The sequence below is a fragment of the Sagittula sp. S175 genome, assembly GCF_049800975.1.
In the GTDB taxonomy this organism is placed as follows: domain Bacteria; phylum Pseudomonadota; class Alphaproteobacteria; order Rhodobacterales; family Rhodobacteraceae; genus Sagittula.
In genome coordinates this window covers 97077-123456 of the sequence record NZ_JBNAGB010000011.1, presented here as the reverse complement: position 1 = coordinate 123456, position 26380 = coordinate 97077, and the positions used below count along the sequence as shown (strand labels likewise).

The following is a 26380-nucleotide window of genomic DNA, read 5'->3' as shown; positions in this document are numbered from 1 at the left end:
AGAGGGGGCGCTGCCCCCGTCTGCCTTACGGCAGACTCCCCCGAGGGTATTTGGAAAACCAAAGAAGCAGGGGCGCGGTGCCCCTGTCAGAGTTCGATTTCGTCGGGAGCGGGCGCAGTCGGGGCGTCCGGGTCCAGCGGGGTCTTGCGGCGGATGACGATGTCGCCGTTGGGCAGGATCACGGGCGGCTCGTATTGGCTCCAATCGTCCACCTCTTCGAGGATGCCGCGCAGGGCCGGGCCCATCTGGGTGGCGAAATCCTCCATCAGCGGCTGCATCTCGCGCAGGGCCTGCTCCATCTCGTCCAGCGCCGGTTCCATCTCGGACATGAGGCCGCGGAAAAAGAGCTTGGCCCCTTCCTCCATGAGGTTGAAACCGTCGTCCTCTTGTGCCGCCACCGGGAGCGGCGCGGCGAGGAGCGTGAGGGACAGAAGGGCTGCTGTGCGTGTCATGCCCTAAATATAGTCGCGTGACGCTTGCGCGCAAAGGGGCGCGTCACAGATCGAGGTCGACGGTCACCGGGAAATGGTCCGAAGCCGTCAGCAGCGCATCGCGCAGTTCCGGGATCTTCCAGCAGCGCGGGTCGTCGAACGGATGCCAGATGCGCCAGAGCGGCGCGTTGTGCACGCGCAGGTCGTCCGAGACCATGATGTAATCCAGCAGCGCCGACAGGTAGCGTTTCTGCTTGTCGATGTAGAAACGCGCGGTCGAGGGCTGGGCACCGATGCGGCGGGCCAGCGCCTCTTCAGCGTGCGGGTCGTACAGATGCGGGCCACCGTCGCCGAGGATGATCTCGACCGAGGAGCGCCCGAACAGATGTTCGAATTCGTCCAGACCGGGGCCGTCGTTCAGATCGCCCAGCAGCATCAGGGACTCGCCTGCCGCCAGATGCGTCTCGATCCGGCGGCGCAGCCAGATGGCCTGCGCCAGTTGCTTGCGCCGGTTGGCGATGGAAAAGCGCATGATCTCGGTGCGCGAGCGCGCGCCGTGGGGGGCCTTGGATTTCAGATGCGCGCCGATCAGGCGCAGGGTCTTTCCGGCGGCGGTGGTGACGGCCAGTTCCAGCGGCGGTTTCGAGAACTGCACCCTGTCCATGGTGGCGTCGATATCGAGGTCGATTTCAAACGCGGCGTCAAAGCGCGGTGCGGCCTCGCTGGATTGCGGATCGTGACGGACGCTCAGCACTGCCGGGTCGTAGAGCAGCGCGATTTCCTGCTGCGTGTCATTGGCGAAGCCGGTGACCACGGCGGTGGTGCGCAGGTCAAAGGCCTCGGCGAAATGGGTCAGCGCCCGCGTGGTAGAGCGGCGCGAAGAGGTGTCGGGCGCCTCGATCACCATGATCGCATCGGCATCCATGGCGGTGAAGACGATCCCCAGCGCCTCGGCCTGCTGGACCCGCGTGATGTCGCGGCGCGAAGACCAACGATCATCCAGCATCAGCCGCCCCTTGTTGTCGAAGAGCGAGTCGAACCATTCGACGTTGTAGGTGGCGATGCGCACGCCCGGCTCAGGCGGTCTCGCGCGCCGAGATTTCTTCCCAGGCGCGGTTGATGTCGGCCATGCGCCGTTCCGCCAGTTTCACCGCTTCCTCCGGCACGCCGCGCGCCATCATCACGTCCGGGTGGCTGTCGCGGACCAGTTGCCGCCAGTGCTTGCGGATGTCCGGCAGGGTCATGTCCGGCGTCACGCCGAGGATCGTGTAGGGGTCGGGCGCGGCATCGGGCACGAAGCGGGCGCGCAGTGCGGTAAACCTGTGTTCCGGCATCCCGAAGAGTTCCGACACCCGTTCGAGAAACGCATCCTCTGCCGGGTGGTAGGTGCCGTCAGCCATGGCGATGTGGAACAGGCCCTCCATCAGGTCGCAAAGGGTGTCGGTGTTCTCGTCGAACATGGCGCGGATGCGGCGGGCGTAGTCTTCGAACCCGGCCACGTCCTGCCGCGCGAGATTGAAGACGCGGGCGGCGTCCTTCTCGTCCTCCGGCGCGATGGCAAAGACCTCGCGGAAGGCCGTCACCTCGTCGCGGGTCACCAGACCGTCAGCCTTGGCCATCTTGGCGGAGAGGGCGATCACGGCGATGGTAAAGGCCACGGAGCGTTCCGGCGGAGTCGCGCGCAGGCGGTCGAAAAGCTGGCTCAGCCCTTCGCCCGAGGTCAGCGCGGCCAGCGCGCTGGTGATGCGTGTCCAGATTGACATAAGGGCATCCTACCGCGTTGCAGCATTCCTGTCAGGACCGGAAATCCCGCAGTGTCAGAGAATTTTCTGCATCAGGATCAAGTCCATCCAGCGCCCGAACTTGAACCCGACCTCTGGCAGGCGGGCGATTTCCGAGAACCCCAGCGCCTGGTGGAACGCGACCCCGCCGGGGTTCTCGCCCGAGACACCGGCCCAGAGGGAATGCACCCCCTCAGTGCGCGCGACATGCTCCAACGCGACCATCAGGGCGCGGCCGACGCCCCTGCCCCGCGCCTCGGGCGCCAGCTGGATCGAATGCTCCATGGTGTGCGCATAGCCGGGACCGCCGCGGAACTGGCTGTAGGTGGCAAGGCCCAGCACACGGTCCCCGTTCATCGCCACCTGAAAGGCGGGGCCGCGGGCGGCCATGTCGGCCACCAGCCCTTCGGGCGTCTTGTGCAGGGTGGTGAAGGTCGCCGCCGAGGTCTCGATGACGTCGTTCCAGATGGCCGCGATCTGCGCCGCGTCGCGCGGCTCCGCCGGGCGGAGGATCATTGCAGGGTCTTTTCCGTGTGGCACTGGTGGATGGTCGCCGTCAGGCCCGGTGCACCCGCCTGAAACCGCACCAGCGGCGCGTCCAGATGCGGTGCCAGCAGCGCCTGCAAAGCGTCCGCCAGCGGGTGCGAGACCACAAGCCCGGTCAGTGTATTGTCGTCCGCCGCCAAGGACTTGCCCGGAGGTACCGGCGTGTGCCACTGGATCAGCGCCGGGAACAGCCCGTCATAGGGCAGCAAGCCATCCTCCGGCACCGCCATGGTCCAGCTGAGCGTGCCGCGCGACAGCTCCACCGGGCGGCCCGCCATGGGCAGCGCCTCCAGCGCGGCGGCCATGTCGTCCACCGCGCAAATCCACTTGTCCAGACGCGGCGGCCCCTGGAACGTATCCAGCCCGAACCAGCGCGCATCAGGCAGGTCGGGGGCCGAGGGGTCTATGGCAATCGCTTCGATATACAGCTCGGGATTCAGCCCGATCAGCTGGTTATGCGTGCCGAACCGGGGATGCACGCCGCCCGGCTCCATCGGCTGGCCAAGCGCCTTTTCCACGTGCCTCACGGCCTCTGCCAAGGTCTCGCCCAGAACGGCGATATGATCGAGGGTCATTTTGAACATGGCAGATTTTCCGTGCAGTCGCAGAACGATAGCCCCGGTTAACCATGCTGCATAGCGGAAAAAGGTGCCTATCGCATTGATACGCGCGACAAAGTGCCTATCTCCGACTGAATGACTAATGAATTTCCATAGGAGGGATATGGATGCTGCTTCGCGCGCTGGACCGCTTCTTCGGCCACGAGGCTTCGGGGGGCATATTATTGATGCTGTCCGCTGTTCTGGCGATGATCGTCGCCAATTCGGGACTGGCCGGAGCCTATGATGGTGTTCTGGGCAGTTATTTCGCCGTCACAATCAACGGCGAAGGGCTGGAAAAGCCCCTGATCCTCTGGATCAACGACGGCCTCATGGCCATCTTCTTCTTTCTGATCGGTCTCGAACTGAAGGCCGAGCTACTCGAAGGCAAGCTGAAGAATCCCTCCGACGTGGTGCTGCCCGGCGTGGCGGCGATCGGCGGCATGGCGTTCCCGGCACTGATCTACCTGGCCTTCAACTGGGGCAACCCGGCGACCGTGGGCGGCTGGGCGATCCCGGCGGCGACCGACATCGCCTTTGCCCTTGGCGTTCTTGCACTGGTGGGGGACCGCGTCCCCTCGTCGCTGAAGGTCTTCCTGTTGACGCTGGCGATCCTCGACGACATGGGGGCCATCGTCATCATCGCGCTGTTCTACACCGCCGAGCTGAAGGTCGATTACCTCTTCCTCTCGCTGATCCCGCTGGCGGGCATGTGGTTCCTGCATCACAAGAAGGTTCACCGCATGGCCCCGATCCTGATGCTGGGCGTGATCCTCTGGGTGCTGGTGCTGAAATCCGGCGTACACGCGACGCTCGCGGGCGTGGTCACGGCCTTCTTCATCCCGCTGAAGGACAAGTACGGGAAATCCCCGCTGCATTCGCTGGAACACGGATTGTCGCCCTACGTCCTCTACGTGATCGTGCCGATCTTTGCCTTTGCCAACGCGGGCGTGGTGCTGAAGGGCATGACTTTCGGCGACCTGATGGCGCCCCTGCCCATGGGCATCGCGCTGGGTCTGATCCTCGGCAAGCAGCTGGGCGTCTTCGGGATCACCTTTGCAATGGTGAAGCTGGGTCTGGCCCGGATGCCCTCGGGGGCGAACTGGGCGCAGATCTACGGCATCGCCTGCCTTGCGGGGATCGGCTTTACCATGTCGCTCTTCATCGGCTCGCTCAGCTTCACAGATCAGGCGTTGATGAACGAGGTACGCCTTGGCGTGCTTTCCGGGTCGATCCTGTCGGGCATCATGGGGTACATCGCGCTGCGCCTGTCCACCCGTGACGCGCCAAAGGCCGAAGCGAAGGCTGAAAACGCCGTCGCCTGACGCCATTCACACACCGAACCAAACCAAGGCCCCGCGCTCGAAAGACGCGGGGCCTTTTGCGTGTGTCACCGCCGCGACAGGCGGACTCTCTTAAAGGTTGACATGTGACGCAAGGGAAGACCCAATAAGGTTGTGTATTCGCGTGCGATTTTCCTGCGGGGGCCCACGTCCCCGCGTTCCACAAGACCCATTTGAGGACGACCCCATGACTTCAATGTTCGACGGCCTGCAACGGTCGCTCAGAGCCGTCACCCCAAAAGCCGTGCTCGCCAGCCTGCCACTCGTCTGCGCAACCCTTTCCGCTGCGCCGGCCATGGCGCAGGACGGCGCCGAGCCCTACATCGGCGAAATCCGCGCGTTTGCGGGCAGCTTCTGCCCACTGGGCTGGTCCGAAGCCAATGGCCAATTGCTGGCCATCGCCAGCAACGACGCGCTGTTTTCGCTTTACACGACGACCTATGGCGGCGACGGGCGCACCACCTTTGCCCTGCCCGACTTGCGCGGCCGCAGCAATATCGAAATGGGTGACGGCCCCGGCCTCCAGCCGGTGAGACTCGGCGAAAAGTCGGGGGCGGAACAGGTTACGCTGACCGTGAACCAAATCCCGTCGCACACCCACACCCTATCGGCCATCAACGACGCCGGGACACAGACCACTCCTGCGGGCAATCTCCTGGCGCAGCCGAATACCAACGGCACCACGGGCAATCTTTATGCCCCGGACACCCCCAGTGTCTCCATGGGTACGGGAACGATCTCTCAGACCGGGCAAAGCCAGCCGCACAACAACATGGCGCCCTACCTCGTCATCAAGTGGTGCGTGGCGATGCAGGGCATCTACCCCTCGCGCAGCTGACCCGGGCCTTCCATTTTCAGGACACATGACATGACACACAAGACATCCTTCGCGCTGGTCGCAGCGGTCGTGGTCGCGGCCCTTGCCGGACCGGCCACCGCACAGAACCAGATCCTGTCGGAAATCAAATCCTTCGGCTTTAACTTCTGCCCTCGGGGCTGGGCGCCCCTCAACGGGCAGATCCTTCCCATCAACCAGAACCAGGCGCTGTACTCGCTGCTTGGCACGACCTATGGCGGTGACGGCCGCACGAGCTTTGCCCTGCCGGACATGCGCGGGCGCGCTTCCGTCAGCCAAGGCACTCTGTCGGGCAGCAACTCGGACTACACTGTCGGCCAGAAGGGCGGCGCAGAGACCGTCACCCTGACCGTGCCGAGCATGCCCGGCCACAATCACAACCTGATGGGCACATCGGCCAACGCCACGGCCGCCACTGCAGGCAACAACCACTTCGCCGCGACGCCGGGTGTCACCACATACGCCCCAAGCGGGACAAACACGACGATGAACCCGAACGTTGTCGGAAACGCCGGCGGGAGCCAGTCGCACGAGAACCGCATGCCCTTCATCGCGACCACATGGTGCATCGCGACACAGGGCATCTTCCCGAGCCGCTCGTGATCCCCATGACCCACGCACACAAAGGACAGACCATCATGCAGTCCGCCCGCACCCGTTTGACCCGCCTCGCCGCCGTGGCCCTGACCACCGTCACGCTGGCGGCGCCCGCCGCTCCGGCCCTCGCGCAGGATGCCTATATTGGACAGCTGAAGGCTTTCCCGATGAACTGGTGTCCGCGCTCCTACGCCAGGGCGGACGGAACGTTGTTGCCGATCGCGCAAAACACCGCGCTTTTCTCGCTGATCGGAACGATCTACGGCGGCAATGGCACGACGACATTCGCCCTGCCGAACCTGAACGGCCGCACGCCGATCCACAACGGTCGCGGACCGGGCCTGTCGATGTATACCCAAGGCCAGGCAAGCGGCACCGAGACGGTCACCCTGAATACCAGCCAGTTGCCTGCACACAGCCACTCGTTGAGGGCGTCTTCGGCGAACGGCACGCTGTCGCATCCCCAAAACGCCTACCCGGCCACGGGCGTCGGGCCGGGCCGTGGATCGGCCTATTACGATCCCACAGCCGCGTCAGACACAATGGCCGCCAATGCCGTGACGATGACGGGCGGCAGCCAGCCGCACGAAAACCGCCCGCCCTTCATCACCCTCAACTGGTGCATCGCGACTCAAGGCCTCTACCCGCCGCGGTCCTGACGACGTGGAGAACGACAGACATGAAAACGGGGCCCGTGTTTCACGGGCCCCGTTGCGTTTCTTCAGGGTCTTCAGGCCGGGGGTTCAGGCCAGAGTTTCAGGCGAGAGTTTCAAGCCCGCGCTTCGCGGATCAGTTTCAGGATGTCCTGCGCCGCCTCGGGGATGTTGGTCCCCGGGCCAAAGATCGCCTTCACCCCGGCGTTGTAGAGGAACTCGTAATCCTGGTGCGGGATGACCCCGCCGCAGATCACGATGATGTCGCCCGCGCCCTGTTCCTTCAGCGCCTGCACCAGCTGCGGGGCAAGCGTCTTGTGACCAGCGGCCTGCGACGAGATCCCTATGACGTGCACGTCGTTGTCGATGGCGTCCTGCGCCGCCTCGTCCGGGGTCTGGAACAGCGGGCCCACGTCCACGTCAAAGCCGATGTCCGCAAAGGCCGTGGCGATGACCTTGGCCCCACGGTCGTGACCGTCCTGCCCCATCTTCACCACCAGCATACGCGGGCGGCGGCCTTCGTCCTCGGCGAACTGTTCGACCGATTTCTGAATGGCGGCAAAGCCTTCGTCGCCCTCGTAGGCCGCACCGTAGACGCCCGCGAGGGTCTTTACCTCAGCGCGGTGACGTCCGAACACCTTTTCCATGGCCATGCTGATTTCTCCAACACTGGCACGCGCGCGCGCCGCTTCGACGGCAGCCTCCAGCAGGTTGCCGCCTTCCTTCGCCCGACGCTCCAGCTCGGACAGGGCCGCCGTGCAGGCCGCCTCGTCGCGTGTGGCGCGGATCTGTTCCAGCCGGGCGACCTGTGCCTCGCGCACCTTCACGTTGTCCACGTCGAGGATGTCGAGTTCATCCTCCTTCTGCAGCTTGTACTTGTTCACGCCGACGATGACGTCGATGCCCCGGTCGATCTCGGCCTGACGGCGGGCGGCGGTTTCCTCGATGCGCAGCTTGGGCATGCCGGATTCCACGGCCTTGGTCATGCCGCCCATCTCGTCCACTTCGTCGATCAGGGCCTGCGCGCGCTGCACCAGCTCGTCCGTCAGGCTTTCGACGTAATACGACCCGGCGAGCGGATCGACGACCTTGGTCACGCCGGTTTCTTCCTGCAGAACCAACTGCGTATTGCGCGCAATCCGGGCCGAGAATTCGGTCGGCAGGGCGATCGCCTCGTCCAGCGCGTTGGTGTGCAGGGACTGCGTGCCGCCCAGAACGGCGGACATGGCTTCGTAGGCCGTGCGGATCACGTTGTTGTAGGGGTCCTGCTCGGCCAGCGACACGCCCGAGGTCTGGCAGTGCGTGCGCAGCATCTTGGACCGGGGGTCCTTGGCGCCGAGGTCCGTCATCACGCGGTGCCACAGCAGGCGCGCGGCGCGCAGTTTCGCGATCTCCATGAAGAAGTTCTTGCCGATGGCGAAGAAGAACGACAGCCGGCCCGCGAACTTGTCGATGTCCATGCCCGCGTCCATCGCCGTCTTCACGTATTCCTTGCCGTCCGCGATGGTGAAGGCGAGCTCCTGCACGAGGTTCGCGCCCGCTTCCTGCATGTGGTAGCCGGAAATGGAAATCGAGTTGAATTTCGGCATGTTGTCGGACGTGTAGGCGATGATGTCCGAGATGATCCGCATCGAGGGCGCGGGCGGGTAGATGTAGGTGTTACGGACCATGAACTCCTTGAGGATGTCGTTCTGGATGGTCCCCGACAGCACGGCCTTGTCATGGCCCTGCTCCTCGCCCGCAACGATGAAGGAGGCCAGCACCGGGATCACCGCGCCGTTCATGGTCATCGACACGGAAATCTTGTCCAGCGGGATACCGTCGAAAAGGATCTTCATGTCCTCGACAGAATCGATCGCCACACCGGCCTTGCCCACATCGCCCACCACGCGCGGGTGGTCGCTGTCATAGCCCCGGTGCGTTGCAAGGTCGAAGGCGACCGAGACGCCCTGCTGACCGGCAGCGAGGTTTTTCCTGTAAAAAGCGTTGGATTCCTCGGCGGTGGAGAAGCCCGCGTACTGCCGGATCGTCCAGGGACGGCCCGCGTACATGGTCGCCTTGACGCCACGGGTAAAGGGCTCCTGCCCGGGCAGCGTGCCCATGTGGGCAAGGCCTTCGGTGTCGGCGGCGGTGTAGAGCGGCTTGACCGGGATACCTTCGAGCGTGTCCCAGGTCAGGCTGTCCACCGGCTTGCCGCGCAGTTCCTTCTCAGCGGTCTTGCGCCAATCGTCGGGCAGGCCTTTTGGCTGGTCGGTCATGTCGTTGTCCTCTCTCTTTCGGACCGATGGCCGGGGAGAAGCCCGGGCGCATGGGGTCCGCATCCTTTGTCAGTGTGGCCAAACCCTCTGCTCCGGCTTCGAGCCAGAACAGGTCGTCGGCATAGGCTTCGCGCAGCGCGGCGCGCTGGCGGTCGTCGAAGGGCATGTAACGCCCCTCTCCCTCCGGGAGGCGGCCGGGGTCTTCGCCCCGATCCGCGATGGTTTCACGCAACTCGTGCAGGGTCAGGCGGCGGTTCCGCCAGAATTCGCCGGGCCGCGCATCGGGCAGATGGCCAAGGCCGGTCATCATGCCCAACAGTCGGTCCGGGTGATCGGCAAAGCGCTCGAACGGGGTCACCACGATCTCGGCCCCCGGGCAGGCGCAGGCGATGTCGGTGATGACATCGCGCCATGTGCGCGTGTTGCTGGCCAGCGCGGCGATCTTCGCTGCCTCGGGCACCGCCTCGCCGCGCGGGATGAGGTAAGAAATCACCGAGGCCCACCACAGGTCCTGCGCGCGGACTTGCAAGGAAATGGTACGCACATGGCCAAAGGCCGTCGCCAGCCGCGCCACCCGTTCGCCCACACCGGGATAGAGCGCCCCAGCCCGCAGGCAGCGGCGGGGCGAGCCCATCATGTTCTCGTCCGACACCACCAGACGCCGCACGCCGTTGCGCTGCGCCCCCTCCAGCGCCAGCTGCAGGCGGCCCGTGGCGCGGCGGGTCTGCGCCTCGCTCTCGGGTCGGTCGGCGATACCGTGCAGCAAGCCGTTCCGCGTGCGCCACGGTCCCCAGAAGCCCAGCCCATGCTCGCCCAGCCCGTCACGGTTGGCGCGCAGGTACGACTGAAAGCTGGTTGAGGCGCTACGATGCGCCCCGAGGTGCAGGATGATTTCCATGGTCGCGCGTGTCCCCGCTGCCCCGGCAGCGCCCCATGCGCGGGCCGGATTGGTCGGGAGGGACGATGCGCAGGTCCGTGTGACCATGCTGTTAAAGATAAAATTTTCGTCGGGCGTCGCAGCCTGCCCCTGTGCAGCCGCCTGCCCCGGGCATATATTCAACGGCATGAAGACAGTCCTGCGCCCCGCCCTGTTGAGCCTCGTCATGGCTCTTGCCGTTGATCCCCTGCCTGTCTTGGCGGCAGACGTGGAGGCGGGCGAAGAGGTCAGCGTCGTGATCGACGCCGCCGAGACATCGTTGGAGGACTGGCTGTGGATCAAGCGGCCCGTCGTGGTTTTTGCAGACAATCCTGCCGATCCGCGTTTCCAGGAACAGATTGCCCTGCTGACCGAGCGGTACGCGGCACTGGACGAACGCGACGTGGTCATCATCGCGGACAGCGACCCGGCGGCGCAGACCTCGGTGCGCAAGGCGCTGCGTCCACGCGGGTTCGCGCTGGTCATCATGGCCAAGGACGGCACGATCGTCACGCGCAAGCCGCGCCCATGGTCGGTGCGGGAAATCTCGCGGTCGATCGACAAGCTGCCTCTGCGACAGGACGAGCTGAAGGGCTTTTGACCCCTTTGCAGCGTTCTCCGAGCCGTTAACCAATTGCCGGATTGCGGCATCAAATTGCCAGCCGCAATTTCCATTTTCCCTTTGTTATCAATGGAAATGGTTAACGTCAGACGTTGCCGCGCATGTAGAACAGTAACTTTTTCGGCCGATGCAACAGCATCATGGCGTTCGACGTGGGATCGTAGATCGCCATGCTGTCCTCGGTCATCAGCGCGTAGTAGACGTCCACCTGAAACTGGTCGTCCATGCATTCCATCGACGGCCCGATAAAGCTGGAGATCAGCCCCATCCCCTCGTACAGATTGATGGACATCATCTGCTCGGACACCATGTTGGGCGTCAGCCCCGGCACGTCGAAGGCGACGATGCGCCCCTGCTTGGCCAGTTCGATCCCCTCCCGCACGTTCGACACGCGCCGCACCGCAGGGGTGCGCACCGCGTCCGAGGCCAGATCGAAGATCGCCGCCGTGCAGGTGCTTTTGGATTCGAAGCGTCGCGTCTGGGCGAGGTAGACGATGCCCCGCAAGCCCGCGCGCAGGTCCTCCTCCTTGTCCAAGGGGAAGCAGGCCGCCAAAAGCAGCAAGACCCCGAAGAGGGACATCATATGTCGCAGCGCACTCCGCATGACCGCGGAGGATACGACAAACAGGTTGAGACTTGGTTGCCCCCACCGCGATATGCGCAATTGCGCTCATGTCGCATCGTCCCGTGCCGATCCGGCGCGTCGCAGCATGATGAGCCCGCCGATGACATAGAGCAGCACGTAGCCCAGAACCGGCCCGCCGCCGACGCTCAGCATGCCCGCATAGACCGTCGTGAACACCAGCCCCATCACGGCCAGAACGATCACCGGGCCCAGCAGATAGTAAGCCCAGCCCAGTTCGACATCCAGAAGCAGGCCGATCAGCGTCAGGTACAGGCCGTACCCGGCACCGACAGCCACGATGGACACCGCAAGCGCCGCACCGGCCACAAGCCAGGCGGCGCCCGTCGTGGGCACGATGGCCCAAAGCCCCACCGCCACGACACCGGACAGCACGAGCCCGGCGACGAACGCCAGGCTGTGCATGATCCAGATCGCGGCGGCGCGGCGAAGCATCATTCGAATTCCATGATGACTTCGTCAACGGCCAGGCTGTCACCGGCGGCCACGTTGATCTTGGACACGATGCCCTTGCGCTCGGCGCGCAGGATGTTTTCCATCTTCATGGCCTCGACGGTGCAGAGCGCCTGACCGTCCTGCACTTCCTGCCCTTCCTCGACGTTGATCTTCACGATCAGGCCGGGCATCGGGCAGAGCAGCAGCTTGGAGGTGTCGGGCGGCAGCTTCTCGGGCATGAGCCTGGCCAGCTCGGCCTGACGCGGGGTGCGCAGGTTGACCTTCAGGTCGGCGCCACGGGTGCGCAGGCGGAAGCCCTGGGTGATCTTGTCCACCTTCAGGACAAGACCCTCGCCGTCCACGGTCATCCGCGCGAGGCTCATGCCGGGCGTCCACTGGCCTTCGACGCGGTGGCTGGTGCCATCCGCAAAGGTCACGGTCGACCCATCATGATCCGCCGCGATGGAGACCGGGAAATCCGCCCCTTGCAGAGTCACCACCCACTCGGTGCCGACGCGGCGCTCGTGGTTGCCCAGAGTGCCGGTGACGCGGGTGCGCCGGATTTCCGCCACGCGGTTCATGGCCGCGGCCGCCGCCGCGACGCGCTTCAGATGCTGCTCATCCAGCGTCACGCCCTCGAAGCCCTCGGGGTATTCCTCGGCGATGAAAGCGGTGGTCATGTCGCCCGAGATGAACTTCGGATGGTCCATCACGGCAGCGACGAAGGGCAGGTTGTGGCCGATGCCCTCGACCTCGAAGCTGTCCAGCGCGTTGCGCATGACCTCGATGGCCTCGAGGCGCGTCGGGGCCCAGGTGCAGAGCTTGGCGATCATCGGGTCGTAGTACATCGAGATCTCGCCGCCCTCGTAGACGCCGGTGTCATTGCGCACGACACCCGCGCCCAGCGGCCCTTCGGCAGGCGGACGGTAGCGGGTCAGGCGACCGATGGAGGGCAGGAAGTTGCGATACGGGTCCTCGGCATAGAGACGGTTCTCGATGGCCCAGCCATTGATCTGCACGTCGTCCTGCGTGATCGCCAGCGGCTCGCCATTGGCGACGCGGATCATCTGTTCCACCAGGTCGACGCCGGTGATGAGTTCGGTCACCGGGTGTTCCACCTGAAGACGGGTGTTCATCTCGAGGAAGTAGAAGTTGCGCTCGCCGTCGACGATGAATTCCACGGTGCCCGCGCTGGTGTAGCCCACGGCCTTTGCCAGCGCCACGGACTGCTCGCCCATCGCCTTGCGGGTTTCGGGGTCGAGAAAGGGCGACGGTGCCTCTTCGACGACCTTCTGGTTGCGGCGCTGGATCGAACATTCACGCTCGTTCAGGTAGATGCCGTTGCCATGCGCATCACAGAGGACCTGGATCTCGATGTGCCGAGGCTGGGTGACGAATTTTTCAATGAAAATTCGGTCGTCCCCGAAGGAGTTGGCGGCCTCGTTCTTGGACGACTGGAAGCCTTCGCGCGCCTCCTCGTCGTTCCACGCGATGCGCATCCCCTTGCCGCCGCCGCCGGCAGAGGCCTTGATCATCACCGGGTAGCCGATCTGGTTGGAGATCTTCACCGCCTCGTCGGCGTCCTCGATCAGCCCCATGTAGCCGGGAACCGTCGACACGCCCGCCTCCTGCGCGATCTTCTTGGAGGTGATCTTGTCGCCCATGGCCTCGATCGCGCCCTTCGGCGGTCCGATGAAGGCGACTTCGGCGCGTTCCAGCGCCTCGGCGAACTTGGCGTTTTCCGACAGGAAGCCATAGCCCGGGTGCACGGCCTGCGCGCCGGATTGCTTGATGGCGTCCATGATCTTGTCGATCACGATGTAGGACTGGTTGGCGGGCGGCGGGCCGATGTGGATCGCCTCGTCGGCCATCTCCACGTGCAGCGCGTTCTTGTCGGCGTCGGAGTATACCGCCACCGTCTTGATGCCCATCTTGCGCGCGGTCTTGATGACCCGGCAGGCGATCTCGCCCCGGTTCGCGATCAGGATCTTGTCAAACATCTGTCGTCCCTTCGGTCTTGCGCGTCGCAAAACGCGCCATTGAACATGCAAACGCCGCCCGGACCTGCACGGTCCGGGCGGCGTTCACGTTTGCGGTGGATGCCGGGCTTACGCCCGCATCGGAATCTGTCTTAGTTGGTGCAGAGCTGCGGGGTGACGTCGTCACAGACCACGCCGGCCGTGCCGCCGATGGCCGCGCCTGCCGCCACGTTGCGACCGGTTGCCGCCGCAGTTGCCGCGCCGATGCCTGCGCCCATGACGCCACGCTCGAGGTCGGTGCCAGAGCACGCCGCAACGCTGAGGGTGGCTGCCATTGCTGCAATAAGGGTGAAAATACGCATGTGTTGTCCTCTCTGTTCCGAGCCGCAGCCCGAGTCCGGATTATGCATCCAAACGCACCGTACGCGACTTGCGTTCCATCAGAAAATGCAAGTTGCGCCGTTTTCAGCGCAGGAAATGCCCTCGCTTGCGCCGAAAGCCGCCGAGAGGCCTGCCCGAGCTCAGCAGCGCGAGGGGTATTGGCGGCAGTACGCGATGTTTGCAGCGGCGCCGATGGCCATGCCGGTGACGGCGTCCCTTTCAAGGACCATGGCTGCGGCGCCACCGGCCGCCATGCCGACGGCCCCCTGTTCGACGAGCGTGTCGCCGCAGGACGCGAGGAACAGCAATGCCAGGATGGCAAAAGGGATGCGTAAGCTACGGATGGACCGGTGCATGGGATTGCCTCAGATTTGTTTTTTTTCTGCTCTGAGGAAGAAAATACGTCAAAGCCGCCATGTTTCCAGCCTTTTCTCCACATGAAGAACACGTGGGCAAGCTGTTGCCGATAAACCATATTCACCGAAGACACGCCCAAGCGGGGCGACCGCTCCGGGGACATGGACGGCCGCCCCTTTGGGGGAAGGGCAAAGGCGGAACGTGTGGCCAGCTGCAGCCATATCCCCTGCCCTGCGCGCAAGGTTGCAGAAGCGCCCGCTCCTGCATAGCGCGAATGGGCGGCCAAAATTGCATCGGCAGCGGGCCGCGCAAATCGGTCAGGGATCGGCAAGGACACGCGCATTACTTTTCCCAGGGCTCCTGCTCGTCGAAGGCCTCGGGGAAGGATGCACGCGCCATGGCCTCGTCGATGACAAGAAGCGCCTCGTAGTCGGTCGGATCGAAATTGTCCGGGTCATAGGGTTTGACTTCGCGGCCAAACATCCACGACAGGCGACCCGCATCCAGGTTGCCACGCTCAAAGGGCTGGTCGCCGAAGTAATGCCACAGGGCGGACATGAAGACCCAGTCGGCCTTCTTGTCGGGATTGCGGCGATCGCGGAAACGGTCGCGGCGGATCAGCGGCGTCGCCCCATCGGGGTTCGCGCGGCGGATCGTGAACTGGTAGTCGGTGCCCGGGAGACGCCCCGGGAAGCCGCGGTGCTTCAGCATACCCGGCCCTTTCTGTTGGGGGCCGTAGCAGCCGTGCTCGATAGGAATGTCGGGACGAAGGCGAACCTCCGCCCCGATAGGTTCTTACTTGTACTTGCCGGTGTAGACGGGCTCCACGGAGATCGGCTCGGGGTCGACCACCACGTATTCCGCCTGTTCTTCCTGCTGTGCGCACGCTGCGAGCGCGCCCACGAAGGACAGCATGGCAAGAAGTTTGATGCTCTTGGACATCTGTTACTCCTGTCAGTTTTTATCGAAACACCAAAGGGTTCGGTGCCTCGGTTCGAGGTCTCGATTGCTTGGGTGCAATCGAGGGACAGGATAACGGTTGCCTTGTGGAAAAGATATGCGTCCGGAGCGAGGTATTTTGCCTGTGACTCGGAAGTCGCACAATGTTGTCCACAGGAGAGTCGCGCCGCAAGATATTGTGGATTCATCAGAAAGCCTCCCAGATGCAGAGGCCGTTCTCGACGGTGTAGCTCTCGAAGAACTGGCGGATTTCGGGGGTCATGACGCCGAATTCGACCGGCTCGGCCATCAGCGTGACGACAACCCGAAACGGTTCGTACCCCTGCTCAGTGAGGCGTGGCAGGGCGTCGGCTTCACACAGTTGCGCCATGTCGTCGGCCATGGCGTCAAAGTCCACGGCATCCCCGGACAGCGCGGGAACGACGTAGCGCATCCGGTAGGTCGGCGCCTCGTCGATTTCGTCATGAAAGGCGAATTCCAGCCCGGACAAAGGCAGGATTTCTGCCCGCAGGGGCAGCGCGCTTATCAGGGTGATCAGGGTGAAATTGAAGCAGCCCCGGCACAGTCGTCCTAAGACGCCCGCTCCTCCCGCCGGGGCAGCTATCGCATCGGGCGCACCCGCTGCGGTATATCTCGATACACGGTTCATACGTCTCTCCGGGCCCAGGATTGCCAGCGCGAACGACGCGCAGGATCATCCAGAACCGCCTGAACAAGAGACTCGATACCGTGGGGTGCGCGCCCCTCGACGCGCCCACCAGCGGTAACAGCCAAACCATGTTTCGTAAAGCGAATTTCCACCACAGGAGAGAATCCACGCAATGATTTCAAGGCCCGCCAGAGGTCCTGACGGACCTGGCGCGCCAGCCGCGCCGCCCGCAGGGGCGGCAGTTCGGTCGAGGCAGAGATGTCGAAACGCGGCGGCCAGTGACGGGCCAGGATATAGCCCTCCTCTGTCCGCTGTTCGATCCAGCCGCCGCGCAGGCGGCGGACCGTCGTATCGACATTCTCCCCCATCGGTCCCGGCCTTAGAGCGGAATGTTGTCGTGCTTCTTCCAGGGCATGCTTTGCTGCTTGTTGCGCAGCATCGCAAAGGCGCGCGCCACCCGTCGACGGGTCGAGCGCGGCTGGATCACCTCGTCGATGAAGCCACGCTCTGCCGCCACGAAGGGGTTGGCAAAGCGGTCTTCGTACTCGTCCGCATGGGCCTTGATCTTGTCGGGGTCGCCGAGGTCGGCGCGGTGGATGATCTCGGCCGCGCCCTTGGCGCCCATCACGGCGATCTGCGCGGTGGGCCATGCGTAGTTCACGTCGGCCTTCATGTGCTTGGACGCCATCACGTCATAGGCACCCCCATAGGCCTTGCGGGTGATGACGGTGACCATTGGCACGGTCGCCTCGCCATAGGCGAAGAGCAGTTTCGCGCCGTGCTTGATGACGCCGTTGTATTCCTGCGCCGTGCCCGGCAGGAAGCCCGGCACGTCCACCAGTGTCAGGATCGGGATTTCGAAGCAGTCGCAGAAACGCACGAAACGCGCGGCCTTGCGGCTGGAGTCGATGTCCAGAACGCCCGCCAGCACCATCGGCTGGTTGGCGACGACGCCCACGGTCTGACCTTCGAGGCGCATGAAGCCGGTGATGATGTTGCCCGCGAAATCCTGCTGGATCTCGTAGAAGTCGCCTTCGTCCGCAACCTTGGTGATCAGCTCCTTCATGTCGTAGGGCATGTTGGGGTTGTCGGGGATCAGCGTGTCCAGCGAAGCCTCGACGCGGTCCACCTCGTCAAAGAACGGGCGGACGGGCGGCTTTTCGCGGTTGTTGAGCGGCAGGAAGTCGACAAGGCGGCGGACCTCTGCCAGCGCCTCGACGTCATTCTCGAACGCACCATCGGCGACCGAGGATTTCTTGGTGTGAGTCGTGGCGCCGCCCAGCTCCTCGGCGGTGACGACCTCGTTGGTCACGGTCTTCACCACGTCGGGACCGGTGACGAACATGTAAGAGGTGTCCTTCACCATGAAGATGAAGTCGGTCATGGCGGGCGAATACACCGCCCCGCCGGCGCACGGACCCATGATGACGGAGATCTGCGGGATCACGCCCGAGGCCTCGATGTTCTTCTGAAAGATGTCGGCGTAGCCTGCGAGCGCGTCCACGCCCTCCTGGATGCGGGCGCCGCCGGAGTCGTTCAGACCGATCACGGGCGCGCCGTTCTGCATCGCCATATCCATGATCTTGCAGATCTTCTGCGCGTGGGTCGCGGAGACCGAGCCGCCAAGAACGGTGAAGTCCTGCGAGAAGACATAGACCATGCGGCCGTTGATGGTGCCCCAGCCGGTCACGACGCCGTCGCCGTAGGGGCGGTTCGCCATCATGCCGAAGTCGGTGCAGCGGTGGGCGACGAAGGTGTCGTATTCCTCGAAGGACCCCTCGTCGAGCAGCAGCTCGATGCGCTCGCGCGCGGTGAGCTTGCCCTTGGCGTGCTGTGCGTCGATGCGCTTTTGTCCACCGCCCAGACGGGCGTTTTCGCGGCGATCGTGCAGTTCCTGAATGATGTCTTTCATCGGAAGGCCCCTTCTCGTTTGCGCGGAACATACAGCGGGTTTACGCTGCCTCAAGCATTTCCTTGCAACTTTGCAAATTATGGAAACATGCAGATTTGCAAATTGCATAATTGCAAAACCGGAAATCTTGGCCGATAGCGCGATCATTTCCGGCCCACCCGCCATGTCAGGCGCAAACATGCCCCCTTAATCCATGCAAAGAGAAACTGCATGTTCAGGGCATGTAACGGATGGACAAATCTGTCGCACCCGCCTACCGCTAAACCCATGAGTTCAGCACCGACGCCGCGGTTCCTCGACCGCTCTGCCCCGCCGCATATCATGACGCTTGTCGCCCTCTCGGGGATGAGCGCGCTTGTCATGAACATCTTCGTGCCCGGCCTGCAACTGATGGCCGACCACTACGGCACGGATTACGCCACGATGCAGCTGGCGGTATCGCTGTACCTTGCAGTGAATGCCGTGCTGCAACTCTTTGTCGGCACGTTGTCGGACAAGGTCGGGCGGCGGCCCGTGATCCTGTGGGGCATGGCGATTTTCCTCGTTGCGACCGTAGGGACGATCTTTGCCCCGACGGCCTTCAGCTTTCTCGCTTTCCGCATGGCACAGGCCAGCGTCGTGGTCGCCATGGTGCTCAGCCGGGCCGTGGTGCGCGATCTGTATCCGCCGGATCAGGCCGCCTCGATGATCGGCTATGTCACCATGGGCATGTCTCTGGTGCCGATGGTCGCGCCGATTCTCGGCGGCTTTCTCGCAGAACATTACGGCTGGCAGTCCAACTTCGTCGTGATGCTGATCCTTGGCGCCGGGATGCTCTGGCTGTGCTGGCAGGACCTTGGCGAGACGGCGCAGCGCAGCGGCCTGAGTTTTGCGCAACAGTTCGGCCAATACCCCGAACTGCTGACGTCGCCGCGTTTCTGGGGCTACGCCGGGGCCTGCGCACTGTCGTCGGGCGCGTTCTTTTCCTACGTCGGCGGCGCGTCCTTTGTCGGGATGCAGGTCTTTGGCCTGTCGGCCAGCGTGCTGGGCATGCTGTTTGGCGCGCCCGCCGTGGGCTACGCCGCGGGGAACTTCATCTCGGGGCGCTTCTCGGCGCGGTTCGGGATCAACCGGATGGTGCTGTGGGGTGGCATGATCGTGACTGGAGGCATGTTGGCCTCACTGGTGTTCTTTGCCGTGGGGCTGGGCACCGCCTTCACCTTCTTTGGCTTCATGACCCTTGTTGGCCTTGGCAACGGGCTGACCATTCCCAATGCAACCGCCGGCGCGCTGTCGGTGCGGCCTCACCTGGCCGGCACAGCCTCTGGCCTCGCGGGTGCGATCATGCTGGGCGGCGGCGCGGTGCTGAGCCAGGCGGCCGGGACCATGTTGACGCCAGAGACCGGCGCATGGCCGCTGTTGTGGATGATGTTCGGCTCGGGAGCCGGATCAATTGTCGCTATCCTTCTGGTTATACGGCGGGAACGTCAGCTTGGAGGGCTGGACCTCGCCTGAGCAAAGTTGCAAAACACCACACTAGCTGGTGGCAAAGGTGCAAAAGATGGCGACGCAGAAACTCTATGCAGGGGCAAAGCTGCGGGACATTCGCGGACGCCTTGGCCTGACGCAGAAGGATTTCGCCGCCAAGCTGGGCATTTCCCTGCCCTACCTGAACCAGATGGAGAACAACAACCGGCCCGTGTCGACGACGGTTGTGTTGGCGCTGGCGCAGGAATTCGGCTTCGACGTCACTGAACTGGGACAGGGCGATGCGGAACGGCTTGTCACCGACATGCGCGAGGCGCTGGCCGACCCGGTGTTCGGCGAGGCCGCGCCACAACTGGCCGACCTGCGGCTGACCGCCTCCAACGCGCCGGTGCTGGCGCGCGCCTTCCTTGCGCTGCACCGCGCCTATCGCCAGACCCACGAACGGCTTGCCTCGCTGGACGAAGCTTTGGGCCGCGAGGGATCGCAATTGCAGCCCTCGCCATGGGAAGAGGTGCGCGACTTCTTTCACTACTGCGACAACTACATCGACGCCGTGGACCGCGCCGCCGAGCGCTTTGCCACGCAACTGGCCACCGAGGGCGACCTGCGCTCCGCCGCTGCCGCGCGGCTGGAGCAGACGGGGATTTCCGTGCGTTTCACGCAGGATGCGCCGATGCGCACCTATGATCCCGCGCGCAAGGAGATGGTGCTGTCGTCCTTGCTCCCGGTCGAGACGCAGGCCTTTCAGATGATGGTGCAGATCGCCCTGTTGCGGCAGAACCAGCTGCTTGATGCGACGCTGGACCTCGCCCGGTTCCAGTCCGACGAGGCACGCGCCATCGCCAAGCTGGGTCTGGCCAACTACTTTGCCGGGGCGGCGATGATGCCCTACAAGGCCTTCCTGTCCGCCGCGCAGGAGACGCGGCACGATCTGGAATTGCTGGCGGCGCGGTTCGGTGCTTCGATCGAGCAGGTGGCGCATCGCCTGTCCACCCTGCAACGGCCCGGTGCCAAGGGCGTGCCCTTCTTCTTTGTCCGCGTCGATCAGGCGGGAACGATCACGAAACGCCACTCTGCCACGCGGCTGCAATTCGCGCGGTTTGGCGGGGCCTGCCCGCTGTGGAACGTGCACCGCGCGTTCGAGACACCCGGTCGGTTCCTGCGCCAGCTGGCTGAAACGCCGGACGGCGTACGTTATATCAGCCTCGCCCATGACGTGTCGAAATCCGGCGGCCATTTCGGCGCGCCCGTGCGGCGTTATGCGATTTCGCTGGGTTGCGAGGTGCGCCATGCCTCGGCGCTGGTCTATGCGGACGATCTGGACGTGACGCGCGCCTCGGCCTTTGAACCCATCGGGATCTCCTGCCGGATCTGCGAGCGGACCAACTGTCACCAGCGCTCGGTTCCGCCGCTGGAAAAGAAGCTGTCCACCACGCCGAACCACCGCGACGTGTTGCCCTACAAGCTGGACTGAACCGGGTAGCGCCGCGCCAGATCGTGCATCAGGCGCCGGTCTTCGTCGTCCAAAGGCCCACCGGCCCAGGGGCGAAAGCGCAGGCGGAAGGCGGTCAGAACGTCCTGTTCGCTGGCGGTTTCGCAATCATACCCGAAACGCCGCGCATCCAGCAGGAAATCCCCCGCCTCGCCATGCTGCGGCCAGACCGCCAGCCCCTGCCGCGCCAGTCTGTGCCAGTCAAAGCGCCCGCCCGGGTCGATCTTGCGCCCGATGGCCGTGTCGGAATGCGCCACGACACGCTCCGGCGGGATGCCCCATCGGTCCATGATGCCGCGCAGGAGATCCTCCAGTGCGCGCATCTGCGGCTCCGGGAAGGGGTGCGTTGCGGCATTGGCCAATTCGATCCCGATGGAACGCGAATTGACGTCGACACAGTCGCCCCAACGCCCTGCCCCGGCATGCCAGGCGCGGTCTTCCTCGCGCACCATCTGCCACAGTCGCCCGTCCTCGGCGATCAGGTAATGCGCCGAGACTTCGAACTGCGGGTCACACAGGCGGTCCAGCGCGGCCTCGGCGCTGGTCATGGCGGTGTAGTGGAGCAGAATCAGATCAGGCGCGGAACACCCGCGCCTGTCTGTGAAATTCGGAGAGGGGTGCCAGTGCGGCATCAGCCCTTGGCGGCGCGGAACGGAGCCGGGTTCCAGCCACAGGCGTAGCCGTCCCCATCCGGGTCCATCCCCTTCTTGTCACGCTCAGGCCCGCCCAGCGCGAGGAATTCCTCCTGCGCCAGATCCGCCGAGGGGAAGGAGCCGCAGGCCTGCGCGTACTTGGTCTCGGCCCGGAAGGACGAGCGCTTGTACAGCGAAGTGCCCACCGGGTTCGTCGTGCGCAGCGCGTATTCCACGATGTTCGGGCGGTTCGAGCCCGGACGGGTCGGCAGGTCGGTCGGCTGGATGACCTGGTACTGCGCACGGTTCTGCGCGATCAGCGCCGCATCCGCCGCGATGTCCCGCTGTGCGGAAACGGCGTTGAAGTCGTTCTCGCCCGAGATGCCGTTCGACGCTTCGACCACTGCAGGTGCCGGGTTCGAGGGCGAGGCATCGACCGGCGCCTGCCCAGAGTTCAACGCAGCCGCCGCCTGACGCGCGATCGCGTCGGTGTTGTCGGTCGTACCGCCGGTCAACTGCGCCTCGCGCGCGGTGCGGTACTGGTCATAGTCGCCGAAACCGACGCCCTGCCCCGTGTCCACCACGCCAGCCGCGCTGTCCGGAATCGACGTCGTGCAGGCCGTCAGCGCAAGTGCAGCCACACCACCAAGTATCAAGCGTATCAAGGGCCTTGCCTCTCGTCCCACGTCGGAATTACCCGAACCAATCGCCGCCGCTTACCACCATTTGGCGGGTTTGGAAACAAACCCCGCCGCCTGTTCCAGCGCATAGGCGGTATTCAGCAGATCGCCTTCTTCCCACGGGCGACCGATCAGTTGCAGCCCCAGCGGCAGCCCCTGCTTGTCCAGCCCCGTCGGCACCGCGATGCCCGGCAGACCCGCCAGGTTCACCGTCACGGTAAAGACGTCGTTGAGGTACATCTTGACCGGATCGGCGTCCTGCATCTCGCCCAGACCAAAGGCCGCAGAGGGCGTCGCGGGCGTCAGGATCGCGTCGATCCCGGCGGCAAAGGCGTCCTCGAAGTCCTTCTTGATGAGGGTCCGGACCTTGCGCGCCTTGTTGTAATAGGCGTCGTAGAAGCCCGCCGACAGCACGTAGGTGCCGATCATGATGCGGCGCTTGACCTCTTCGCCGAACCCTTCGGCGCGGGTCTTCTCGTACATCTCGGTGATGCCGTCGCCATGCGCCAGCTTTGCCCTGTGGCCATAGCGCACACCGTCATAACGTGCGAGGTTCGAAGAGGCCTCGGCGGGGGCGATGACGTAATAGGTCGGCAGCGCGTATTTCGTATGCGGCAGCGAGATGTCGTGGATCTCGGCACCCGCGTCCTGCAGCATCTTGCGGCCTTCGGCCCAAAGCGCGTCGATCTCGGCGGGCATGCCATCCATATGGTATTCCTTGGGAATACCGATCTTCTTGCCACGAATGTCGCCGGTCAGCATCGCTTCGAAATCCGGGACCGCGAGGTCGGCGGAGGTCGAATCCTTCGGGTCGTGACCGCACATCGCCTGCAGCATGATCGCCGCGTCGCGCACGTCCTTGGTCATCGGTCCGGCCTGATCCAACGAGGACGCAAAGGCCACGATGCCCCAGCGCGAGCAGCGCCCGTAGGTCGGCTTGATCCCCGTGATGCCGGTGAAGGCGGCGGGCTGGCGAATGGAGCCGCCGGTGTCGGTGCCCGTCGCGCCAAGGCAGAGGTCCGCCGCAACCGCTGCGGACGAGCCGCCCGAGGACCCGCCCGGGGTCAGCGCGGTGTCGTCATTGCCACGGCGCCACGGGTTGACCGCGTTGCCATAGGCCGAGGTCTCGTTCGACGAGCCCATGGCGAATTCGTCCATGTTGAGCTTGCCCAGCATGACCGCGCCCGCGTCGAACAGCTGGCTCGAAACGGTGGATTCGTATTCCGGCTTGAAGCCTCCGAGGATGTTTGAAGCCGCCTGCGAGGGCACGCCCTTGGTGCAGAACAGATCCTTGATCCCCAGCGGGATGCCGCAGAGCGACGGCGCATCGCCCGCCTTGATCCGCTGGTCCGCCGCCGCTGCTTGGGCGCGCGCAATTTCGGGCGTATGATGCACGAAAGCGTTCAGAGCCCCGGCACCGTCGATGGCGCTCAGGCAGGCTTCGGTCAGCTCAACCGCGGTCACGTCGCCCTTGCGCAGCGCGTCACGGGCCTCGGAAATCTTCAGTTTCGTCAGTTCGCTCATCACTCGACCACCTTCGGCACGGCAAAGAAGCCTTCGCGCGCATCGGGCGCATTGGACAGGATCTTGTCCTGCATGTCGCCATCCGTCACGCCGTCCTTGCGGCGTTTCAGGCGCATGGGCGTGACCGACACCATCGGTTCCACGCCGTCGACATCGACTTCATTGAGTTGTTCGATAAAGCCCAGGATGTCGTTGAAAGCATGTGCCAGGGCGGGCAAATCGTCCTGTTCCACCTTGATCCGCGCGAGTTTCGCGACGCGGGCGGCGGTCTCGATGTCGATCGACATGGGGGCCTCATTCGCTGAATATCAGCGCCGCTTTACCGCCCCACCGCCCTGCCCGCAAGCATGTGCCGTCCCGGATCGCGCTGCGAAGACGCTGAATCATGTGGATTGCCGGCCGGGCAGCCCGACCGGATGGGCAATCCCGCCAGAAAACCGGGCAGGACACCAACCGCCAAGCGAGTCAGTTCTTGCCCATGGACGAAATGTCGTTGCGGGCCGTAGCAGACAGGGTCTGAAGCTCTTCGGCGAGGGATTTGAATTCGGCCGCGATGAAGGCGATGCCGCGCCCGTCATCGCCCAGCTTGTTGGCCTCGATCGCGGCGTTGATTGCGACGAGGCGGACATGCGTGGCGATTTGCTCCATCCGTTGCAGCGCCTTGCGGGTGGTGGCAACGGCCCCTTCGGCCTGGCCGCGCTCCTTCACCCTTTGGTTGTCGATATGCGCCCAGATGCGATTGCACAGCCGCGTGATGGCCGGCATGAACACGCCGCGCCGCGCCTCGTCATGGGCGCGCAGGGCAACCCCGAGCTGGCCGTTGCGCGTCTCTGCCGCCTGACCGACAGCGCGCGAGACGTCGACCATGTTGCCCAAGGCTTCGATGGCTTCCGGCTCTGCCCTGGCGAATTGCTTCAACCAGACGACATATTCCGTGGGATATTCTTCCCAAGGGTCCTCGAACGTGGTCAGCAAGCCATGCGCCCGCTCGAGCCAGCGGATGGTATCCAGCAGAACTTTCAGGCTGTTGGCACGCTCGGCCTCGGTTTCGCGGCCTTCGGGGTCCGGGCGATGCAGCATCTCGCCGAACAGCGCGATGCGCACCGCGCGCGAGCGGGATTCCGCGACGAGGTCGATCATGGCCCGGCGGACTTCGTCCTGGGGCTTGTCGGCGACGGTGACCGGTTTGTTCATGTGTGCCCCTGGGCCAGTGATTGGAACGTGATGCCTTTCAATATCGGTCATCCCGTTAGCAAACCTTGAAGTTCGGGAATTAAAATCGCGCCGAGGAGGCCCGGCTCTGGCCACGGCGCGCCGGGCTGCTAGGCTCCGGGCAAGGAGTCCAGCAATCAGGGAGACAAGTATGAAGATCATCTGGATGGGCCACGGCAGTTTTCGTATCGAAACCGGCGGCGAAGTGCTGCTGATCGACCCGTGGATCAACGGCAACCCGATGATGGAGGGCCGCGACGCAGAGGCCGCCATCGGGGGCGCAACGCAGATTCTCATCAGCCATGGGCATTTCGATCATACCTCGGACATCGTCGAGGTCTCGCAGCGCACCGGCGCGCCGGTGTCGGGAATGTACGAACTGGCGCAGGCGCTGTTTGCCGCCGGGGCGAAAGAGGGCCATGCCTTCAACAAGGGCGGCACGGTGGCCTTTGGCGATGTGACCGTTTCGCTTGTGCCCGCGTCGCATTCGTCGTCCATGACCGTGGACGGCAAGGCAAGCTACATGGGGATGGAGACGGGGTTCATCCTCAAGAGCGGCGGCAAGGTGCTGTATTACTCGGGCGACACCTGCCCGATGGCGGACATGGGCTGGATCGCCGAGTACTACAAGCCCGAGATCGGCATCCTGTCAGCGGGCGGCTATTACACGATGGACATGGAACTGGCAGCGTTTGCCGCAAGGAAATACTTTGATTTCAAGACCGTGATCCCCTGCCACTACCGCACCTTCCCGGCTTTGGAGCAATCCGCCGAGAAGCTGGCCGCGGGCCTGCCCGGCGTGTCGGTGATCGAGCCGCAGGTGCTGGAAGCGATCGAGGTCTGAGGCCCACAGGTCGGGGATCCTCCCCGACCCACCCTCGGTTCAGGGGATCAAGACTCCGAGCCGGTTGAAGCTGGCCTTCTCCGTGGTCAGATCGTCGTAGATCACTTCGACGGTCACGGTCTCGACCGATTTCAGCGGATAGGACAGGTAGGGCAAGCCGTCCTCTGACAGGACTGCGTTGGGTTGCGCGGTCTCGTCATGGCAGGCGGGCAGAGGCCAATCCTCCAACGCGCCACCGTTCACCGCCCCCCGGATTGCCACCAGCCCGCAGCGCCACGACCAAAGATGGGTGACGTAGACGAGATCCTTGCCGTCCCATTCGCGCACGGCGACCCAATTGGCGCGCGTGGCACCGAGGATCGGCTTGACCTCCAGCGCGGTCAGGAAGCGCCCGGTCTGCACCTGCGGTTCGGCCGTGTACTGCGACAGGTTCGGGCCGCCGTCGCTGCTGGCCTCGTAGTCGGGCGGCGCTTCGCCGCTGTCCTGCGCCACGGCCATGCTGGCGGCGATCATCGCGGCCAGTATCGCTAAAACACCCGTTTTCATCCTGATAATCCCCTTGATGGCTCAATCAATTGGCCGCCGGGTGAGATCGGCGCTTTCGACCCGGC

Annotated in this window: 31 protein-coding genes; 8 read left to right on the top strand and 23 right to left on the bottom strand. The window is 64.4% G+C overall.

Annotated features, from left to right (window positions below):
- Positions 1 to 86 precede the first annotated feature (86 nt).
- Genes ACP16H_RS15235 through ACP16H_RS15215 form a run of 5 tightly spaced genes read right to left on the bottom strand, consistent with a single transcriptional unit; the run spans position 87 to position 3342 of the window.
- On the bottom strand, positions 87 to 452 hold the full coding sequence (locus ACP16H_RS15235) for a hypothetical protein (protein WP_425073101.1): 366 nt from the start codon (positions 450 to 452) through the stop codon (positions 87 to 89).
- 43 nt (positions 453 to 495) lie between these two features.
- Positions 496 to 1500, bottom strand: coding sequence for an endonuclease/exonuclease/phosphatase family protein (locus ACP16H_RS15230; RefSeq protein WP_425073100.1), 1005 nt, complete (start codon positions 1498 to 1500; stop codon positions 496 to 498).
- A 7-nt stretch (positions 1501 to 1507) separates the two neighbouring features.
- Positions 1508 to 2194, bottom strand: coding sequence for a TerB family tellurite resistance protein (locus tag ACP16H_RS15225; RefSeq protein WP_425073099.1), 687 nt, complete (start codon positions 2192 to 2194; stop codon positions 1508 to 1510).
- 54 nt (positions 2195 to 2248) lie between these two features.
- Positions 2249 to 2728, bottom strand: coding sequence for an N-acetyltransferase family protein (locus ACP16H_RS15220; RefSeq protein WP_425073098.1), 480 nt, complete (start codon positions 2726 to 2728; stop codon positions 2249 to 2251).
- Complete coding sequence (locus tag ACP16H_RS15215) at positions 2725 to 3342, bottom strand: VOC family protein (protein WP_425073097.1); 618 nt, start codon at positions 3340 to 3342, stop codon at positions 2725 to 2727. Before ACP16H_RS15215 ends, ACP16H_RS15220 begins: the two co-directional genes overlap by 4 nt.
- Positions 3343 to 3485: 143 nt before the next feature.
- Here ACP16H_RS15215 and nhaA point away from each other — a divergent pair, with 143 nt between their 5' ends.
- From nhaA to ACP16H_RS15195, 4 genes are all read left to right on the top strand, one after another.
- Complete coding sequence (gene nhaA / locus ACP16H_RS15210) at positions 3486 to 4682, top strand: Na+/H+ antiporter NhaA (protein WP_425073096.1); 1197 nt, start codon at positions 3486 to 3488, stop codon at positions 4680 to 4682.
- A gap of 205 nt (positions 4683 to 4887) precedes the next feature.
- On the top strand, positions 4888 to 5538 hold the full coding sequence (locus ACP16H_RS15205; RefSeq protein ID WP_425073095.1) for a phage tail protein: 651 nt from the start codon (positions 4888 to 4890) through the stop codon (positions 5536 to 5538).
- 30 nt (positions 5539 to 5568) lie between these two features.
- Positions 5569 to 6159: a phage tail protein gene (locus tag ACP16H_RS15200; RefSeq protein WP_425073094.1), complete on the top strand. Its 591-nt coding sequence runs from the start codon at positions 5569 to 5571 to the stop codon at positions 6157 to 6159.
- 35 nt (positions 6160 to 6194) lie between these two features.
- Positions 6195 to 6812, top strand: coding sequence for a phage tail protein (locus tag ACP16H_RS15195; RefSeq protein ID WP_425073093.1), 618 nt, complete (start codon positions 6195 to 6197; stop codon positions 6810 to 6812).
- A 110-nt stretch (positions 6813 to 6922) separates the two neighbouring features.
- On the opposite strand, the gene scpA is transcribed toward ACP16H_RS15195, so the two are convergent.
- Together scpA and ACP16H_RS15185 are read right to left on the bottom strand one after the other, a co-directional pair.
- The gene (gene scpA / locus ACP16H_RS15190; protein ID WP_425073092.1) at positions 6923 to 9064 is read right to left on the bottom strand and encodes a methylmalonyl-CoA mutase; all 2142 of its coding nucleotides are present in this window, start codon (positions 9062 to 9064) and stop codon (positions 6923 to 6925) included.
- Positions 9015 to 9962 carry a hypothetical protein gene (locus ACP16H_RS15185; RefSeq protein ID WP_425073091.1) on the bottom strand — a complete coding sequence of 316 codons (948 nt, stop codon included), beginning with the start codon at positions 9960 to 9962 and terminating at the stop codon, positions 9015 to 9017. Before ACP16H_RS15185 ends, scpA begins: the two co-directional genes overlap by 50 nt.
- 166 nt (positions 9963 to 10128) lie before the next feature.
- On the opposite strand from ACP16H_RS15185, the gene ACP16H_RS15180 reads away from it, so the two are divergent.
- Positions 10129 to 10581: a DUF4174 domain-containing protein gene (locus ACP16H_RS15180; RefSeq protein ID WP_425073090.1), complete on the top strand. Its 453-nt coding sequence runs from the start codon at positions 10129 to 10131 to the stop codon at positions 10579 to 10581.
- 106 nt (positions 10582 to 10687) lie between these two features.
- On the opposite strand, the gene ACP16H_RS15175 is transcribed toward ACP16H_RS15180, so the two are convergent.
- The 10 genes from ACP16H_RS15175 to ACP16H_RS15130 all read right to left on the bottom strand — a co-directional run bounded on the left by ACP16H_RS15175 (position 10688) and on the right by ACP16H_RS15130 (position 17918).
- Positions 10688 to 11185: a hypothetical protein gene (locus ACP16H_RS15175; RefSeq protein WP_425073089.1), complete on the bottom strand. Its 498-nt coding sequence runs from the start codon at positions 11183 to 11185 to the stop codon at positions 10688 to 10690.
- A gap of 87 nt (positions 11186 to 11272) precedes the next feature.
- A complete protein-coding gene (locus ACP16H_RS15170) occupies positions 11273 to 11683 on the bottom strand; it encodes a hypothetical protein (RefSeq protein WP_425073088.1) in 411 nt (136 codons plus the stop codon).
- Positions 11680 to 13680, bottom strand: a complete 2001-nt coding sequence (locus ACP16H_RS15165; protein ID WP_425073087.1) for an acetyl-CoA carboxylase biotin carboxylase subunit — start codon at positions 13678 to 13680, stop codon at positions 11680 to 11682. Before ACP16H_RS15165 ends, ACP16H_RS15170 begins: the two co-directional genes overlap by 4 nt.
- Positions 13681 to 13811: 131 nt before the next feature.
- Positions 13812 to 14021 (bottom strand): hypothetical protein, encoded by a 210-nt coding sequence (locus ACP16H_RS15160; RefSeq protein WP_425073086.1) that lies wholly within the window; start codon positions 14019 to 14021, stop codon positions 13812 to 13814.
- Between the two features lie 159 nt (positions 14022 to 14180).
- Positions 14181 to 14396 carry a hypothetical protein gene (locus ACP16H_RS15155; protein ID WP_425073085.1) on the bottom strand — a complete coding sequence of 72 codons (216 nt, stop codon included), beginning with the start codon at positions 14394 to 14396 and terminating at the stop codon, positions 14181 to 14183.
- Positions 14397 to 14739: 343 nt separating this feature from the next.
- A complete protein-coding gene (locus ACP16H_RS15150; RefSeq protein ID WP_425073084.1) occupies positions 14740 to 15108 on the bottom strand; it encodes a hypothetical protein in 369 nt (122 codons plus the stop codon).
- Between the two features lie 84 nt (positions 15109 to 15192).
- Complete coding sequence (locus ACP16H_RS15145) at positions 15193 to 15339, bottom strand: hypothetical protein (protein WP_425073083.1); 147 nt, start codon at positions 15337 to 15339, stop codon at positions 15193 to 15195.
- Between the two features lie 205 nt (positions 15340 to 15544).
- Positions 15545 to 16006: a DUF6497 family protein gene (locus ACP16H_RS15140; protein WP_425073082.1), complete on the bottom strand. Its 462-nt coding sequence runs from the start codon at positions 16004 to 16006 to the stop codon at positions 15545 to 15547.
- The gene (locus ACP16H_RS15135; protein WP_425073081.1) at positions 16003 to 16374 is read right to left on the bottom strand and encodes a hypothetical protein; all 372 of its coding nucleotides are present in this window, start codon (positions 16372 to 16374) and stop codon (positions 16003 to 16005) included. Before ACP16H_RS15135 ends, ACP16H_RS15140 begins: the two co-directional genes overlap by 4 nt.
- Before the next feature lie 11 nt (positions 16375 to 16385).
- Entirely contained in the window at positions 16386 to 17918 is a 1533-nt protein-coding gene (locus ACP16H_RS15130; RefSeq protein ID WP_425073080.1) for an acyl-CoA carboxylase subunit beta, read from the bottom strand.
- Positions 17919 to 18185: 267 nt separating this feature from the next.
- On the opposite strand from ACP16H_RS15130, the gene ACP16H_RS15125 reads away from it, so the two are divergent.
- Both ACP16H_RS15125 and ACP16H_RS15120 read left to right on the top strand, forming a co-directional pair.
- Complete coding sequence (locus ACP16H_RS15125) at positions 18186 to 19412, top strand: multidrug effflux MFS transporter (RefSeq protein ID WP_425073079.1); 1227 nt, start codon at positions 18186 to 18188, stop codon at positions 19410 to 19412.
- 46 nt (positions 19413 to 19458) lie between these two features.
- Positions 19459 to 20859, top strand: coding sequence for a helix-turn-helix domain-containing protein (locus ACP16H_RS15120; RefSeq protein WP_425073078.1), 1401 nt, complete (start codon positions 19459 to 19461; stop codon positions 20857 to 20859).
- On the opposite strand, the gene ACP16H_RS15115 is transcribed toward ACP16H_RS15120, so the two are convergent.
- From ACP16H_RS15115 to ACP16H_RS15095, 5 genes are all read right to left on the bottom strand, one after another.
- Positions 20844 to 21509, bottom strand: a complete 666-nt coding sequence (locus ACP16H_RS15115; protein ID WP_425073077.1) for an N-acetylmuramoyl-L-alanine amidase — start codon at positions 21507 to 21509, stop codon at positions 20844 to 20846. The two genes, ACP16H_RS15120 and ACP16H_RS15115, sit on opposite strands and share 16 nt — an antisense overlap.
- Positions 21509 to 22174, bottom strand: coding sequence for a hypothetical protein (locus ACP16H_RS15110; protein ID WP_425073076.1), 666 nt, complete (start codon positions 22172 to 22174; stop codon positions 21509 to 21511). Before ACP16H_RS15110 ends, ACP16H_RS15115 begins: the two co-directional genes overlap by 1 nt.
- A gap of 51 nt (positions 22175 to 22225) precedes the next feature.
- A complete protein-coding gene (gatA, locus tag ACP16H_RS15105) occupies positions 22226 to 23713 on the bottom strand; it encodes an Asp-tRNA(Asn)/Glu-tRNA(Gln) amidotransferase subunit GatA (protein ID WP_425073075.1) in 1488 nt (495 codons plus the stop codon).
- Positions 23713 to 24000: an Asp-tRNA(Asn)/Glu-tRNA(Gln) amidotransferase subunit GatC gene (gene gatC / locus ACP16H_RS15100; RefSeq protein WP_425073074.1), complete on the bottom strand. Its 288-nt coding sequence runs from the start codon at positions 23998 to 24000 to the stop codon at positions 23713 to 23715. The genes gatA and gatC overlap by 1 nt, the downstream gene beginning before the upstream one ends.
- A gap of 178 nt (positions 24001 to 24178) precedes the next feature.
- A complete protein-coding gene (locus ACP16H_RS15095) occupies positions 24179 to 24907 on the bottom strand; it encodes a methyl-accepting chemotaxis protein (RefSeq protein WP_425073073.1) in 729 nt (242 codons plus the stop codon).
- Positions 24908 to 25076: 169 nt separating this feature from the next.
- Between ACP16H_RS15095 and ACP16H_RS15090 the strand changes: the two genes are divergently transcribed.
- Complete coding sequence (locus ACP16H_RS15090) at positions 25077 to 25769, top strand: metal-dependent hydrolase (protein ID WP_425073072.1); 693 nt, start codon at positions 25077 to 25079, stop codon at positions 25767 to 25769.
- Positions 25770 to 25808: 39 nt separating this feature from the next.
- Here the strand turns inward: ACP16H_RS15090 and ACP16H_RS15085 are convergent, their stop codons facing one another.
- The gene (locus ACP16H_RS15085; RefSeq protein ID WP_425073071.1) at positions 25809 to 26315 is read right to left on the bottom strand and encodes a hypothetical protein; all 507 of its coding nucleotides are present in this window, start codon (positions 26313 to 26315) and stop codon (positions 25809 to 25811) included.
- Positions 26316 to 26380: the final 65 nt, after the last annotated feature.

What these genes read in the sequence shown, in the direction of transcription:
- ACP16H_RS15235 (WP_425073101.1), bottom strand. Translation starts at nt 452, where the DNA reads ATGACACGCACAGCAGCCCTTCTGTCCCTCACGCTCCTCGCCGCGCCG.
- ACP16H_RS15225 (WP_425073099.1), bottom strand. Translation starts at nt 2,194, where the DNA reads ATGTCAATCTGGACACGCATCACCAGCGCGCTGGCCGCGCTGACCTCG.
- ACP16H_RS15220 (WP_425073098.1), bottom strand. Translation starts at nt 2,728, where the DNA reads ATGATCCTCCGCCCGGCGGAGCCGCGCGACGCGGCGCAGATCGCGGCC.
- ACP16H_RS15215 (WP_425073097.1), bottom strand. Translation starts at nt 3,342, where the DNA reads ATGTTCAAAATGACCCTCGATCATATCGCCGTTCTGGGCGAGACCTTG.
- nhaA (WP_425073096.1), top strand. Translation starts at nt 3,486, where the DNA reads ATGCTGCTTCGCGCGCTGGACCGCTTCTTCGGCCACGAGGCTTCGGGG.
- ACP16H_RS15205 (WP_425073095.1), top strand. Translation starts at nt 4,888, where the DNA reads ATGACTTCAATGTTCGACGGCCTGCAACGGTCGCTCAGAGCCGTCACC.
- ACP16H_RS15200 (WP_425073094.1), top strand. Translation starts at nt 5,569, where the DNA reads ATGACACACAAGACATCCTTCGCGCTGGTCGCAGCGGTCGTGGTCGCG.
- ACP16H_RS15195 (WP_425073093.1), top strand. Translation starts at nt 6,195, where the DNA reads ATGCAGTCCGCCCGCACCCGTTTGACCCGCCTCGCCGCCGTGGCCCTG.
- scpA (WP_425073092.1), bottom strand. Translation starts at nt 9,064, where the DNA reads ATGACCGACCAGCCAAAAGGCCTGCCCGACGATTGGCGCAAGACCGCT.
- ACP16H_RS15185 (WP_425073091.1), bottom strand. Translation starts at nt 9,962, where the DNA reads ATGGAAATCATCCTGCACCTCGGGGCGCATCGTAGCGCCTCAACCAGC.
- ACP16H_RS15180 (WP_425073090.1), top strand. Translation starts at nt 10,129, where the DNA reads ATGAAGACAGTCCTGCGCCCCGCCCTGTTGAGCCTCGTCATGGCTCTT.
- ACP16H_RS15175 (WP_425073089.1), bottom strand. Translation starts at nt 11,185, where the DNA reads ATGATGTCCCTCTTCGGGGTCTTGCTGCTTTTGGCGGCCTGCTTCCCC.
- ACP16H_RS15170 (WP_425073088.1), bottom strand. Translation starts at nt 11,683, where the DNA reads ATGATGCTTCGCCGCGCCGCCGCGATCTGGATCATGCACAGCCTGGCG.
- ACP16H_RS15165 (WP_425073087.1), bottom strand. Translation starts at nt 13,680, where the DNA reads ATGTTTGACAAGATCCTGATCGCGAACCGGGGCGAGATCGCCTGCCGG.
- ACP16H_RS15160 (WP_425073086.1), bottom strand. Translation starts at nt 14,021, where the DNA reads ATGCGTATTTTCACCCTTATTGCAGCAATGGCAGCCACCCTCAGCGTT.
- ACP16H_RS15155 (WP_425073085.1), bottom strand. Translation starts at nt 14,396, where the DNA reads ATGCACCGGTCCATCCGTAGCTTACGCATCCCTTTTGCCATCCTGGCA.
- ACP16H_RS15150 (WP_425073084.1), bottom strand. Translation starts at nt 15,108, where the DNA reads ATGCTGAAGCACCGCGGCTTCCCGGGGCGTCTCCCGGGCACCGACTAC.
- ACP16H_RS15145 (WP_425073083.1), bottom strand. Translation starts at nt 15,339, where the DNA reads ATGTCCAAGAGCATCAAACTTCTTGCCATGCTGTCCTTCGTGGGCGCG.
- ACP16H_RS15140 (WP_425073082.1), bottom strand. Translation starts at nt 16,006, where the DNA reads ATGAACCGTGTATCGAGATATACCGCAGCGGGTGCGCCCGATGCGATA.
- ACP16H_RS15135 (WP_425073081.1), bottom strand. Translation starts at nt 16,374, where the DNA reads ATGGGGGAGAATGTCGATACGACGGTCCGCCGCCTGCGCGGCGGCTGG.
- ACP16H_RS15130 (WP_425073080.1), bottom strand. Translation starts at nt 17,918, where the DNA reads ATGAAAGACATCATTCAGGAACTGCACGATCGCCGCGAAAACGCCCGT.
- ACP16H_RS15125 (WP_425073079.1), top strand. Translation starts at nt 18,186, where the DNA reads ATGAGTTCAGCACCGACGCCGCGGTTCCTCGACCGCTCTGCCCCGCCG.
- ACP16H_RS15120 (WP_425073078.1), top strand. Translation starts at nt 19,459, where the DNA reads ATGGCGACGCAGAAACTCTATGCAGGGGCAAAGCTGCGGGACATTCGC.
- ACP16H_RS15115 (WP_425073077.1), bottom strand. Translation starts at nt 21,509, where the DNA reads ATGCCGCACTGGCACCCCTCTCCGAATTTCACAGACAGGCGCGGGTGT.
- gatA (WP_425073075.1), bottom strand. Translation starts at nt 23,713, where the DNA reads ATGAGCGAACTGACGAAACTGAAGATTTCCGAGGCCCGTGACGCGCTG.
- gatC (WP_425073074.1), bottom strand. Translation starts at nt 24,000, where the DNA reads ATGTCGATCGACATCGAGACCGCCGCCCGCGTCGCGAAACTCGCGCGG.
- ACP16H_RS15095 (WP_425073073.1), bottom strand. Translation starts at nt 24,907, where the DNA reads ATGAACAAACCGGTCACCGTCGCCGACAAGCCCCAGGACGAAGTCCGC.
- ACP16H_RS15090 (WP_425073072.1), top strand. Translation starts at nt 25,077, where the DNA reads ATGAAGATCATCTGGATGGGCCACGGCAGTTTTCGTATCGAAACCGGC.
- ACP16H_RS15085 (WP_425073071.1), bottom strand. Translation starts at nt 26,315, where the DNA reads ATGAAAACGGGTGTTTTAGCGATACTGGCCGCGATGATCGCCGCCAGC.